A 12,492-nucleotide genomic window follows, 5' to 3' on the forward strand; every position below is an offset into this window, starting at 1 on the left:
ATCTCATCGTGATGCTGTTCAACAAAGGGGTTCATCGTCTGACTCCCGTGTGCGGGCTTACTCAAACGATAGACGATCCGCCCCTCTTTGGTTCCGGCTTTGCCGGGTTAGGGATGCCGCCCACTTTGCCGCTACCGAGAAAGCAACGGCAAAGACGTCTTGCTGCGACGGCTTCATGCTGCGCATTCACCACGGCCCCCAGACCTATGGGGTCATTCTGCTCGGTGACTTGGCGGCTGGTGGCTCGGGCGAGAGCATCCTGCCCTGGCGCGCCAGGTCAGCGGACTCTGCGCGATGGCCATCCAGCGCGCCCGGGCGCTGGATCAGCTCAGGGCGAGCGAGCATCGCTATCACACCCTCTTCAACCTAGATCCGGCAGTTGACCGCTTCGTGCTTCATGTAACGCCTTGATCACTTCCAAGATCGGGGTTTCCTGCTGGCTCACCCGCCGGGTGAAGCCCGCTACGGCCTCCATTGCACGCCCCGCGCGGCGCCTGGCTGCGTTGCAACGCGTTGTCGTAGAACCACTACGACGCCCCGTTGCGCCTTGCCAGACACCCCGCTGGACGCACCCTGGAGGCCGCCCAACCGCCGGATCTAGGTTCAACGCGATGCTCGAGGGCTTCGCGCTGCATGAGGTGATCTGCGATCTCAGCGGCCGGCCAGTCGACTACCGCTTTCTCGATGTCAATCCCGCCTTCGAGCGGATGATCGGGATGACGCGTGAGCGCATCCTCGGCCGCGCCATCACGGAGGTGAGGCCCGCGGTCGACCCGGCCTGGATCGAGCGTTTCGGGTCGGTTGCCCTCACCGGCGAGCCGGTCCACTTCGAGGAATACTCCGCGCCCCTCGGCCGCTACTTCAGGATCTACGCCTATTGCCCGTCGCCGGGCCTGTTCGCGGTCGTCTGCGAGGACGTGACCGAGCGCAAGCGCGCGGAGGACGCGCTCGCGCAGCACCGAGATCAGCTCGAGGCCCTGGTCGAGCGGCGGACGCAGGAGCTGGCGGTCGCCAAGATGGAGGCGGATCGGGCCAATCAGGCCAAGAGCGCCTTCCTGGCCAGCATGAGTCACGAGATTCGCACGCCGTTGAACGCCATCATGGGCTTCACCCATCTCATGAGCGATGCGCTCACGGATCCGGCACAGCTCGACCGGCTGGAGAAGATCGACTCTGCGGCCAGTCATCTACTGAGTGTCATCAACGACGTCCTGGACATCTCCAAGATCGAGGCCGGCAAGCTGGAGCTGATCGCCGAGGACTTCTCGCCGCGCAGCCTGCTTCAGCAGGTCAGCGCGCTCGTGGCCGATCGAATCCAGCTCAAGGGGCTGGGCTTTTCGCTCGACTGCGGGGAGCTCCCCCAGGTGCTGCGCGGAGATGCCACGCGCTTGCGCCAGGCCCTCCTCAACTATCTCGCCAATGCGTTGAAGTGCACGGATCGGGGCATGATTCACCTCCGCGCCCATGCCGTCGAGGAGAGCGACACCGAGATCCTCGTGCGCTTCGAGGTGATGGATACAGGTGTCGGCATCGTCCCGGAGGACCAGGCGCGCGTCTTCGGCGCCTTCGAGCAGGCTGAGGGCGCCGCGGACCGGCGTCGTGGTGGAACCGGTCTGGGACTCGCCATCACCAGCCGGATTGCCGAGATGATGGGCGGCGAGGTTGGTGTGCAGAGCACGCCCGGTGCCGGCAGCCTCTTTTGGCTGACCGCACGCCTGCTCAAGCGATCGGATGCGCTGCTCAAGCCCTTGATCGAAGGACCGCGCTCTTGTACGGCGCGCCAGCAGCTCAGGCAATGCCGAGCCGGTGCGCGCATCCTCATCGCCGAGGACAATCCTCTCAACCAGGAGGTGATCGCGGCGCTGCTGCTCGGCGCCGATCTGCATGTCGATCTGGCGGCGAACGGCCGCGAGGCGCTGGAGCAGGTCGGGCGGCAGTCCTACGACCTCGTTCTCATGGACATGCAGATGCCCGAGATGGACGGCCTGGAGGCGACGCGACGGATCCGGGCCCGGCCTGGGCTGGCCGAGCTGCCCATTCTGGCTATGACGGCCAACGTCTGCGGCGAAGACCGGCTGCGCTGCCTGGGGCCGGTATGAACGACCATATCGCCAAGCCGCTCGACCCGTCCCGGTTGTTCGAGACGCTGCTGCGCTGGCTTCCATGTCCGGTCGACGCGGACGATGCGCCCAGCGCGAGCAAGCCCTGGCCGCAAGACCGGGCCGATCCGCCTGCATCTTCCCTGGAGGGCAGCCTGGCGGGAATTCCTGACCTGGATAGCGGGCGCGGGCTGGAGTGCGCCGATCAGGACGGCGCGCACTACCTGCGGCTGTCGAGACGGCTGGCCTGCGAGCACGCGGACGACATGGCCAAGATTCGGGCCTGTTTGGACACTGGCGACGACGCCGAGGCCTGTCGTCTCGCCCACTCGCTCAAGGGGATCTCGAGCACCCTGGGCGCCTTGCGGATCCAGGCGACGGTGTCTGCGTTGGAAGCCGCGATCGAGGCCGGGCGCCCGCGTAAAGATGTCGAGCGGCTGATTCAGATGACGCAAACGGCGCAGGAGGAGCTGACGAGCGCGCTCGAGCTTGCACCAGAGGCGAGTCCCTCAAGCCGATGACCTGGTAGGAGCTGTCAGCTGCCAGCCACCAGCGGCCAAAAAATCCGGCAACAGTATAATTTCGGCGGCTGGCGGCGCTCTCTCCACTCAGTCCTCCGCCGCCGGCGCGTGCCCGCCCAGCTGAGTCCGTGACAGCTCGCGCTCGGCGCGCGCGCCCATGTGCCGGACCAAGGGGCCGAGCGTGAGGCCCTGCGCCAGGATGGAGAAGACGACGATCACATAGGTCACGGTCACCAGGATGTCGCGTGTCTCGCCCGCCGGAAGCGAGAGCGCCAGCGCGACTGAGATGCCTCCACGCAGACCGGCCCAGGTCAGGAGGCTGGTGACGCCGGGCGAGAAGCTGCGGAAGCGTCGCATGATACCGATCGGCAGGCCGACACTGATCAGGCGGGCCACCAGTACCAGGGGGATGGCGAGGGCGCCCGCCAGCACATAGTCGAAGCGCAGGCTGATCAGCAAGATCTCCAGACCGATGAGGACGAAGAGCACCGCGTTCAGCACCTCGTCGACCAGCTCCCAGAAATCGTCGAGGTGCTGGCGTGTCTTCTCGGACATGACCCGCTTGCGGCCTTCGTTGCCGATGAGCAGGCCGGCGACGACGATGGCGATGGGTGCCGAGATGTGGAGATGCTCGGCCAGCGCATAGCCGCCGGTCGCCAGCGCAAGGGTGACCAGAACCTCCACCTGATAGTTGTCGATGCGGTAGAGCATGAGGAAGGCAAGCCCGCCGGTCAGCAAGCCGAAGAGGACACCGCCGACCGCCTCGCGTCCGAACAGCTCCAGGAAGCCGAGCGTCGTCGCTTCATGGCCGCCGGTCGCGATCCCGGCGAGGGTCAGGAAGACGACGACGGCGACGCCGTCGTTGAAGAGGGATTCGCCCGCGATCTTGGTCTTGAGCGAATCCGGCGCGCCGGCGCTCTTGAGCACGCCGAGGACGGCGATGGGGTCTGTGGGTGAGATGAGCGCGCCGAAGAGAATGCAGTAGATGAAGGGTACATCCAAGCCAAGCGCCATGAAGAGCAGATAGGCACCGCCGCCGATGATGAGGGTCGCGCCGACCACGCTCGCCGTCGCCAGGATGGCGATGACCCACTTCTGACGCGCCAAGTCGTTGAGGTCAACGTGAAGCGCGCCGGCGAACAGCAGGAAGCTCAGCATGCCGTGCAGCAGGGTGTCGTCGAAGTGGATGCTCTGGAGCATCTGCCGGATCTCCTCCTGCAAGCTCTCGGGCGACAGTAGGAGCAGCCCGAGCGAGCAGAGCAGGGCGATGAGCATCAGCCCGATGGTGGTCGGCAGCTTGAGATAGCGGTCGTTGAGCCAGCTGAAGACGGCGGAGATGCTCAGCAGGGTGGCGATGATCTCGAACAGTGTCATGGCGGGACGGCCTTCCGTGATGCGTGGTGGCGCCTCGGCCGGGTCTGCGCGTGCCGCCGGCCCAGAGGCAGGATGCCGGGAGCTGGCTCAGTAGCGTCCGCCAGTGCGCAGCAGGTAGTTGCGCATCTCGGCGCTCTCCAGATTCATGCGCATGAGGTTGCCGTGGGTGATGCGGAAGATGGAGCGCATCACCTTGTAGACGACGCGTGGGTGCGTGTCGATCAGTGCCTCGAAGTCCGAGGGCTCGAGCGTGAGCACCTTGGCAGCGCCTTCCGCGCGCAATCCCGCCTTGCGGGGCGAGCCGTCGACGAAGGCGCGCGTGCCCGCGCACTCGCCCGCCCGCATCTGATAGACGACCTCCTCGGCGGCGCCGACGGTCTTCCAGACATTCAGCCGGCCTTCCGCCAGGATGAAGAGCGTGTGGCGGTCATCGCCTTCGCGGACGAGATCCTCGTCGGCGCCGAGTGGGACGATATTCAGGCGCTCGGCCAAAGTGCTCAGCTCCTGATCGTCGAGCTCGGCACCGAGCGCGGATTGGGCAAGGGTTTCCTTCTTGTTGATGTCGGTCATCGACACGTCTCCTCGGAAAAGTGGGTCTTTGGGTGCGCGGGCGGTCATTCGCTGCCCGCTCGTCTAGATCACGTGGTGGGGCTCAGTTTAGCCTGGCGGCCGCTTGCAGGCGACGCGGGAGGTGGGGCGCGGCGAGCGTTCGCCGATGTGCGCTCGGCGGATCCTGGGCAAGTTGGTCAGTCGAGCACCAGCTTACGACCGAAGGGCGCTTGCATGGCCTCATACGCGGCTGGGACGGTCCAAAGCACCGGGAAACTGGGCAGATAGTCGGCCTTGCCGTCCAGATCGGTCAGGAAGACGCCCATGTCCGGGGCGAAGCGCTCGGCCTCGCGCAGCAGCGGCGAGAAGTCCGTGCCGCCGCCGCCCTGGAATTGGATGTCGCGCAGATTGGAGCGGCCTGGCTCGAAGGTCCGGACCTCCCTCACGGCGTCGTCGCCGATGATGACGACGATCCTCGACTCCAATCGGCGCGTGATGGCCTCGATCTCGCGGGCGAAGCGCTCCAGCAAAACGTCTTCGATCGACCCGGAGACATCGACCATGACGGCGAGCCGGGCCACGGCGCGGGTGGACGCCGTGCCGGGCTCCCAGGGCATGCGCAGACTCGCGGGGCCGTGGCCGATGCGTCCCTGGTTGGCCAGATAGGAGCGTGCGGGCCGTGACCAGGAGATCTCAGGTTTGTGCGCTAGACCGCGCGTGAGCTGGGTGCGCAGGAGCTGCTCCCAGGGCGTCCTGACCTTGGGTAGGTCCGCCAAGAGTGTCCGCAGCATGGAGTGCGGGCCGTCGCCTGCGTGTGCGCGCGTGAGGCGCTCGCGCCATTCCCGAGACTGCTCTGCCTCCAGCTCCGGATGCGCCGCATCGGCGGCCGGGAGCAGGTCGCGGATGATGCCGGAGCCCGTGTATCTGGCCCGCACGGCGCAGGGACCATCCTCGCGCGGAGAGGCTTGTCCCTCCTCGGTGCGCTGCTGTCCGCCCGCGCCCGCGCCGTCATCGCCATCTTGGGTGGGACCTGCGCCGCGTCTGGCGCCCCTGCCGGAGCCATCGCGCTTGCGGTCGTCGATGGCGCGATAGAGCCTTTCGAGATCCCACTCCAGGAGTGCCGCCTCCGCGCCTTGACGGATGTCCAGCGCCGAGGCGAGCAGGTCTTCCAGCCGCACCGACCCGGGCGGCAGCTCCAGCCAGCCGAGATGGCCGAGCGCGCTGTTGACGATGGCGTCGGCGCAGATGTTGTAGAGCTCGGCATCGACGTCGCCGATGAGCCGCCGCAGCGCGACGAGACGCTGCGAGTGGCGGAGGGCGACGTGCAGGACCTCATGGGCGACCAGGCCGATCTGAAGTGGCAGCGGCAGGGCCTCGAAGTCAGGGCCGTAGTAGATGGTCGTTCCGTTGTTGGCGGCGATCAGCTGGCCATCGCTTTCGTCGACGTCTAGATGACGAATCCAGAGCGCGAGTCCGCCGGTCGAGGGCGCGAGCTCGACCATCTTCTGGATGGCGCGCGTCCCGCGGTGGCTGTAGACCCCGCGCGCCTGGCCGGTGCTAGGCGGACTGCTCATCGGCGGCGCGCTGCTCGGCGTAGCGCCGATAGACCGGGCTCGCGAGCACAGTGCCCTCGAGTCCGCGCTCCAGCGCCTTCTGGAAGAGCAGCTCCATGGCGAGCGTCTGGGATTCGCGGATCGGCAGCGGGCCCGAGGTCTGCGTCTCGGGGAGCTGATCGACGATCTCCAGCGCGCGCGCCATTCGCGGCTCATCCGTGGCCGCGGCCATGAGCGCGTAGATCATGCCGTAGAGTGCGTCCAGGGTTTTGGGCAGCAGCGGCACGCTGTCTGGTCCGGCCTCGGCCGCGAGCAGGGCCATGACGTCCGTTCCCGCCTGGATCTCCCGCAGCACGCCGAAGAATTCGGCGGCATTGGCCGCGCCGATGCGGCCCTGCACGAAGATGCGCTTGCCGCTCTCCGAGAGGGCGGACTTCATGACGTTGGAGACGTCCTCCCAGCCGCGCGGGCTGGCGCCGACCAGGTGGTCGTTGGCGAGCTGGCTCTGGGTGTCGTCGAGCTTGTCCGGCCGGACCTTGAGATAGGCCATGACCTCGGGGGCGAAGTCGTTCGCCATCGCATAATCCAAGAAGGCGTCGATGACGGTCTGGACGTTGAAGTGGAACATGCGGTCGGCGAGCGCCGTGCCCATGTCGTGGCTGACCGCGCCGTGAAAGGCGGCATTGCCGGCGGCGACGACCTGCCAGCCGTCCGGGAGGCGATAGTTGCCGACGCGCCGATCCAGGATGAGCGAATAGGCCGAGATCTGCAGGCGCTGGTCGGCGGCGGTCAGCTCGTCGAGGAAGAGGATGCCCTCGGGCTGGTCCGCGGATGGCAGGAACTCGGGTGGAAACCAGACGGTTTGCTGGCGTTGGTCGTCGGCGAAGATGGCCCCGCGGATGTCGACGGGCTCGATGGTGGTCAGCCTGAGATCGACCAGGGGGGCGTCGAAGTGCTCCGCGACCTGGCGCACGATGGAGGACTTGCCGACGCCACGTGTTCCCCACAGCATGGAGGCGCGGTGCCTGAGCTGGGGGTGCTGGTATTGCTCGATCAGCGCCGCTTTGACCGCCGCGACCGAGACCGGCGGGATGTTCATCGGATTGCCCTGCAAGGTCTGCTCCTGGGTGCTCTGGGTGCTCTGGGTGCTCTGGGTGCTCTGGGTGCCTGGTCAGCGCTCGCCGGCGTCGGCCGTTGCCGGCTGGAGGCGGCTCTTGCCGCCCTTCTCGGCGACCTCTGCCAGCCAGGTCGCGTTCTTCAACGGCCTGGGGATCGGCGGGATCTCGATGCGCGGCATCTCGCGCATCATGAACATGGCGGCCAGCATGAAGGGTGGCGCGTGGAAGATCAGCATCTTCAGGATGGAGTCGTCCGCCATGTCGATCCAGCGGATAGCGGGCGTCAGGGCAACCAGCAGCAGCCCGATGCCGAGGGGGATGCCGCGCTGGAAGCTCACGCGCCAGCGCGCCTTGTGAAAGCGCGGGTGGAAGTCGGCCGGCGGACGGTCCAGGGTGCGGGCCAGGTGGGTGATGGTGCGGCCGATCTTGTGCTCGATGTCCGCGGTCCGCCTCGGCTCCTTGGACTCGACACGGATGCTGCCGCGCCAGAGGCTGACGAATTCGCGCAGCGGGCGCCAGCGCCAGCCGATCACCGCCGTCAGGTCTTCCGGGATCAGCAGCTTGGTGCCGGCGTCCGTCGTCAGCCTCAGATCCACCGCGTGACCGACGAAGCGGTCCGCCTTGAAGTCGAGGTTGATGCCCCGGAGGCGGGTCTTGGCGTCGGTGATGAGCACGCGCGTCGACCATCCTCCCCCATCCTTGCCACCCTCACTCCCCTCGATCAGATAGCTGCGGGCCACAGGTACTCCAACATGCAGCCCGAACTGGCGCCGGACGGGCACGGCTTCTACACGCTCCAGCAGCAGGCCGGCGTCTTCACCCTTGGCCGTCACTGTCGAGATCAGCCCGGAGTCGTCCTGGACGCTGCGGACCAGGGTGAGTGGGCCGGACTCTGGGACCTCGAGGTGCAGCGTCTCCGTTAGGCGGATGGGCAGCTCGTCGCTCGGGGCGTGCGTGACTGTCTTGAAGGCCAGGCGGCGATCGGCCCTTTGGCTCGCTGTCAGGTCGGCGTGTCGTCCGGCCTTGGTGAAGGGTCCCATGAGGGAGAGGATCTCATGGTGCGACAGCGGCTTGATCTGCTGTCTGGCGTCCGGCTCTGCGGCCTCTGGCGGCGGGTTGTGCTGGATGCGGATGCGTGTCATGGCTCTTCTCAGGAGTCTGCCGCGCCGAGCTGGCGGACGTCGATGTCACCTGGGCGCGACGGATGTGAATCCCAAGATCGAATAGGTGCGGGAGGGCGTCGGAAATCCAATCGGCGCGCCAACCTCGTGGCGCGCACTAGACTTTGATTAGGATCTCACTCCAGAGCCGACGAGGAGGGCTGTCATGACCATCACAGTCGCACCCAATCCCAGGACCTTGCAGTGGCGAAACTTCCGCGAGGTACCGAGCCTGCCGGACGAAGACGCCCACATCGACATCAATTTTTCCGTGCCCAATCGACCGTTCCGCAACGTCAATGGGCGTTTCAGGATGGCCGATACCTTCCAGATCGGGGTCGCGCCCGTCGCCACGGTGCGGCGCGGCGCCTCGCAGACCGCGGCATTGCTCGCGCACGAGCAGGGGCACTACGACATCGGCATCCTGGTTGCGCACGCCATGGCGCGGGATTTCATGGCGCTGGAGGCCGATACCGTCGGTGCATTGAGCACGGCGATCAGGGATTGCTTCAATCGGCATCGTGAGACGCTGATGCGTCCGGTCCAGCAGAAGTACGATCGGGACACCAATCACAGCCAGAATGCGACTCAGCAGCAGCGTTGGGAGGGGCTCATCCGGCGCTGCATGGGCAGCACGCCGACCTGCGACCGGCTGGATAACCTGCAGCTTTGATCACTGGGCCGGCGCTTCGAGCCGCAAAGGTACCAAGGCTCCGAGGTGCAGCTGGCCTGCGATGACCTGCCCGGGTCAGCTCGCTCAGAAGAGTGAGAGCTGCCCATGAAGCGCGGCTGCGTCGAAGAGATCTGTTCGCAAGTCCGGCGCCCCGTGCGCGAGCCCGAGGCGCCGGCAGGCGAGGTCGAAGCGCTGCGCCAGCAGATTGGCATAGACCCCGGTGCCCGTCATGCGGCGGCCGAACTGGCTGTCGTAGTCGCGGTCGCCATGCGCCTCGCGAAGCCGATTCATTACGTGGTCGAAGCTGTCTGGTGCGACCTCCCGCAGCCATTGCCGGAATAGGGGCGAGACCTCGCGGGGCAGCCGCAGCAGGACATAGCAGGCGGCCGAGGCGCCCGCGTCGCGTCCGGCACGCATGAGCGTTTCGAGCTCATGGTCGGTGAGGACGGGCAGGATGGGTGCCACCATGAGTCGCACCTGGATGCCTTGCGCCGAGAGTCGCTCGATCATTGCGAGCCGCCGTTGTGGCGTGGCTGCGCGGGGCTCCATGCGGCGCGCCAGGTCCGGCTGGAGCGTGGTCAGGCTGACGGCGACCTGGGCGATGCCCATCTGGGCGGCGTCGCCGATCAGGTCCAGGTCGCGCTCGATCAGGGCGGACTTGGTGATCACGGTGAAGGGGTGTCGGCACTCGCAAAGGATCTCGATCACGCGGCGGGTCAGGCGCTGCTCGCGCTCGACGGGCTGATAGGCGTCCGTGATGGAGCCGATCGCCATGGGGGCGGGCTTGTAGGACTTGGCGGAAAGCGCTTCCCGCAGGCGCTCTGGCAGGTCTGGCTTGTAGAAGAGCCGACGCTCGAAATCCAGGCCGGGCGAGAGGTCGAGCCAGGCGTGGCTGGGCCGTGCGTAGCAGTAGATGCAGCCGTGCTCACAGCCTCGGTAGGGATTGATCGAGCGATCGAAGGGGATGTCGGGCGAGTCGTTCCAGCTGATGGCCGAGCGTGCGTGATCGACGCCGAGGCTGGTTCGGAGCGGCGGCGGCTCCTCCTGGTGCCAGCCGTCGTCGAGACGCTCGGTGTGCTCGGCGTGGTAGCGGTTGGGGCAGTTTCCGAGCGCGCCTCGCCCTTTGGGCTGCTCGCGGCTGGGGTCGTTCGCGTCGGGCATGGCTCGAGGACGAGCTTGCGGGGTCAGGCTCCAGGTACCAATGGTCAGCCGCGAATGTCCGTGATTCGCCAATGGATGCCTTCCAAGCGCATGAGGACCTCTGTCGCGTCCGTCTGCTCGCCCAGGCGGACGCGGAAGCGGTTCCAGGAGGCGAAGAAGGCGTAATCGACACCGGCCAGGAAATAGGCCGGTCGTTCGTCCGTCGCGCGGATGGCGGCCTCGCGCAGCATGGAGCGCACGAGCTCGAGTGTGATCACCTGATCGAGCGCCTGACCGCCGACCTGCTGCAGGCTTTTCGCCAGCCACTCGAGCCCGGGGACGCTGGTCCTGTCCGCTTCCGGCAGCATGCTGTCGACGCCTGAGCTCAACCTGGCCTTGTAGCTCTCCTGAATGGCGCTCAGATCCACGAAGGGGGCGATAGCCGAGGCATCGGGCTCGCTCAATGCCTGATCGAGACGGTAGAGACCATAGTAGGGCCAGGCGCCAAAGGCGATGAGGCAAAAGGCGAGCAGAAAAACGAAGATGCGTGCCATGGCTGGGCGCCTCGGGATGTGTCAGCGTTGATCCTAATTAGAGCAGCCAGCTTCCAGCTACCAGCCGCGAGCGAAGGAAAATCATACAGTTGCCGGACTCTCTGGCTAGCCAGCCGCTCACCCGTTGGATGACTCGGAGAAGACGTGAAAACATTCCCAAAACAAAGCCTTAAGCTGGCTGCTGGTGGCTGCCAGCTCTTTCTAGGTTGATGTCTGTGCCCACTCCGCCATTGGGTCGGCGGGCGATGTTCCTGAGTATAATCCGCCGAGGCGGCCATCAAGCGAGGCAAGATCGTGGACGACCTGACACAGACTTTGGCGCTATCCATGGGTGCCGGGTGGGCTAGCGGGCTTAACGTCTATGCGGCCATCCTGGTGATCGGGCTGCTGGGCCTGACCGGGGCCGTGGAGCTGCCGCCAGGCCTGGATATTTTGACGGACCCGCTCGTCCTGCTCGCCGCCGGGGTCATGTACGTCGTCGAGTTCTTCGCCGACAAGGTCCCTGGCGTGGATACGGCATGGGATTCGCTGCACACCTTCGTGCGCATTCCGGTCGGCGCCATGCTGGCCGCTGGCGCCGCAAGCGATCTGGGACCGGGTGCCGATCTGGCCGCCGCGATCCTGGGTGGCGGGCTCGCGGCCGCGTCCCATGCGGCCAAGTCGGGGACGCGCGTGCTCATCAACACCTCCCCCGAGCCCTTCACCAATTGGGCCGCATCCGTCACGGAGGACATCGGCGTCGTCGGCGGCCTGCTGATCGCCATGAATCATCCGGCCGTCTTCCTGGGGCTCCTGGCGCTCTTCCTGCTGCTGCTCGTCTGGCTGCTGCCCAAGGTCTGGCGCGGCGTGAAGCGCGTCTTCCGTTTTCTTCTGCGCCTTTTCGGTGGTGGACGTGAGGAGTCGCAGAGCGGCGGGGGACCGGAGCGCGGCACGCCTCCCTGAGGTGGCTTGAGACCATCGAGTCCGGGTGTCGGTTCCAACGCGATTGCGTCTGAGATTTCCGCGACTCGCCTACTCCTCGGCTGGCCGCCCAGCCTATACCCAGGCACGGCTCAATCCGTCGCCGAAAGGTCAGCATGCAGCAGACCGCTTGACCAAGACAGTCCCGACCTAAGGCAGTTATCGTGACTGCCTGCTGGGTCCCATCAGCGGTCACCATGGGTTCGTCGTGCGGAGTCCGCAACCGTGATAGAGAGCGGACACTAGGCGCAGTCACGAGTTGCATAGATTGCCAGCGGAATTCCACTGGGGCGGACCTTGGCGACTTCGGTGACCAGTGTGATGCGCTGGGCCTCGCCGCCGGAGAGAGCCGGCACCGGTTGGTAGAGACGCAGGTCCGTGTCGTTGGCGGAGAAGGCTAGGGCCTCGGTCGCCGTCATCTCCAGCACGTCCGCGATGGATCAGGCGCACGCCGTCTTCGCGCTGCTGGCATGGCCGGCGATCTCGCTCAGCGGCATTCTGGAGCGTTGACGTCAATAACCGCGCCCGCTAGCCTCCCGATCCTGGAACCGGCGTCGATCATCGTTTCGCCCGCCTCGCTTCTGAGGTTGGACAAGTGCAGCGCAGTGCATCAACGTCGGCACGGGATTCGGTGGACTTCGCTCTCGCTTGTCCATCCTACCAGTCCAAGCGATGATCGAGGCCCTGGAACCCAATGCCATGGACTTAAGCCGTCCGGCAGTACGCCGGGTGGAATCCGGGCTTGAGCTTGCCGGGATTGAGGCGTGGAAATTGTCGGTCTGGCCGTACCG

Annotated in this window: 12 protein-coding genes; 4 read left to right on the plus strand and 8 right to left on the minus strand. The window is 66.3% G+C overall.

Annotated features, from left to right (window positions below; all coding sequences use genetic code 11):
- Nucleotides 1-611: 611 nt before the first annotated feature.
- Nucleotides 612-2,099, plus strand: a complete 1,488-nt coding sequence (locus tag G3446_RS23790; protein ID WP_164456010.1) for an ATP-binding protein — start codon at nt 612-614, stop codon at nt 2,097-2,099.
- Nucleotides 2,096-2,620 carry an Hpt domain-containing protein gene (locus G3446_RS23795; protein WP_164456012.1) on the plus strand — a complete coding sequence of 175 codons (525 nt, stop codon included), beginning with the start codon at nt 2,096-2,098 and terminating at the stop codon, nt 2,618-2,620. The genes G3446_RS23790 and G3446_RS23795 overlap by 4 nt, the downstream gene beginning before the upstream one ends.
- 87 nt (nt 2,621-2,707) lie before the next feature.
- Here G3446_RS23795 and G3446_RS23800 read toward each other — a convergent pair whose 3' ends face one another.
- The 5 genes from G3446_RS23800 to G3446_RS23820 all read right to left on the minus strand — a co-directional run bounded on the left by G3446_RS23800 (nt 2,708) and on the right by G3446_RS23820 (nt 8,356).
- Complete coding sequence (locus G3446_RS23800; protein ID WP_164456014.1) at nt 2,708-3,994, minus strand: cation:proton antiporter; 1,287 nt, start codon at nt 3,992-3,994, stop codon at nt 2,708-2,710.
- An 87-nt stretch (nt 3,995-4,081) separates the two neighbouring features.
- Nucleotides 4,082-4,564 (minus strand): Crp/Fnr family transcriptional regulator, encoded by a 483-nt coding sequence (locus G3446_RS23805; protein WP_164456016.1) that lies wholly within the window; start codon nt 4,562-4,564, stop codon nt 4,082-4,084.
- A gap of 176 nt (nt 4,565-4,740) precedes the next feature.
- Complete coding sequence (locus tag G3446_RS23810; RefSeq protein WP_164456018.1) at nt 4,741-6,117, minus strand: vWA domain-containing protein; 1,377 nt, start codon at nt 6,115-6,117, stop codon at nt 4,741-4,743.
- Nucleotides 6,101-7,210: an AAA family ATPase gene (locus G3446_RS23815; RefSeq protein ID WP_164456020.1), complete on the minus strand. Its 1,110-nt coding sequence runs from the start codon at nt 7,208-7,210 to the stop codon at nt 6,101-6,103. Before G3446_RS23815 ends, G3446_RS23810 begins: the two co-directional genes overlap by 17 nt.
- A gap of 57 nt (nt 7,211-7,267) precedes the next feature.
- Nucleotides 7,268-8,356 carry a hypothetical protein gene (locus tag G3446_RS23820; protein ID WP_164456022.1) on the minus strand — a complete coding sequence of 363 codons (1,089 nt, stop codon included), beginning with the start codon at nt 8,354-8,356 and terminating at the stop codon, nt 7,268-7,270.
- A 184-nt stretch (nt 8,357-8,540) separates the two neighbouring features.
- Here G3446_RS23820 and G3446_RS23825 point away from each other — a divergent pair, with 184 nt between their 5' ends.
- Entirely contained in the window at nt 8,541-9,047 is a 507-nt protein-coding gene (locus G3446_RS23825; RefSeq protein ID WP_164456024.1) for a DUF922 domain-containing protein, read from the plus strand.
- Between the two features lie 84 nt (nt 9,048-9,131).
- On the opposite strand, the gene G3446_RS23830 is transcribed toward G3446_RS23825, so the two are convergent.
- On the minus strand, nt 9,132-10,208 hold the full coding sequence (locus tag G3446_RS23830; protein ID WP_164456026.1) for a PA0069 family radical SAM protein: 1,077 nt from the start codon (nt 10,206-10,208) through the stop codon (nt 9,132-9,134).
- Between the two features lie 44 nt (nt 10,209-10,252).
- The gene (locus G3446_RS23835; protein ID WP_164456028.1) at nt 10,253-10,741 is read right to left on the minus strand and encodes a DUF2939 domain-containing protein; all 489 of its coding nucleotides are present in this window, start codon (nt 10,739-10,741) and stop codon (nt 10,253-10,255) included.
- 294 nt (nt 10,742-11,035) lie between these two features.
- On the opposite strand from G3446_RS23835, the gene G3446_RS23840 reads away from it, so the two are divergent.
- The gene (locus G3446_RS23840; protein ID WP_164456030.1) at nt 11,036-11,683 is read left to right on the plus strand and encodes a DUF4126 family protein; all 648 of its coding nucleotides are present in this window, start codon (nt 11,036-11,038) and stop codon (nt 11,681-11,683) included.
- Nucleotides 11,684-11,943: 260 nt separating this feature from the next.
- On the opposite strand, the gene G3446_RS23845 is transcribed toward G3446_RS23840, so the two are convergent.
- Entirely contained in the window at nt 11,944-12,120 is a 177-nt protein-coding gene (locus G3446_RS23845; protein WP_164456009.1) for a hypothetical protein, read from the minus strand.
- Between the last annotated feature and the right edge of the window lie 372 nt (nt 12,121-12,492).

It is taken from the genome of Thiorhodococcus minor (assembly GCF_010820565.1).
Lineage (GTDB): Bacteria > Pseudomonadota > Gammaproteobacteria > Chromatiales > Chromatiaceae > Thiorhodococcus > Thiorhodococcus minor.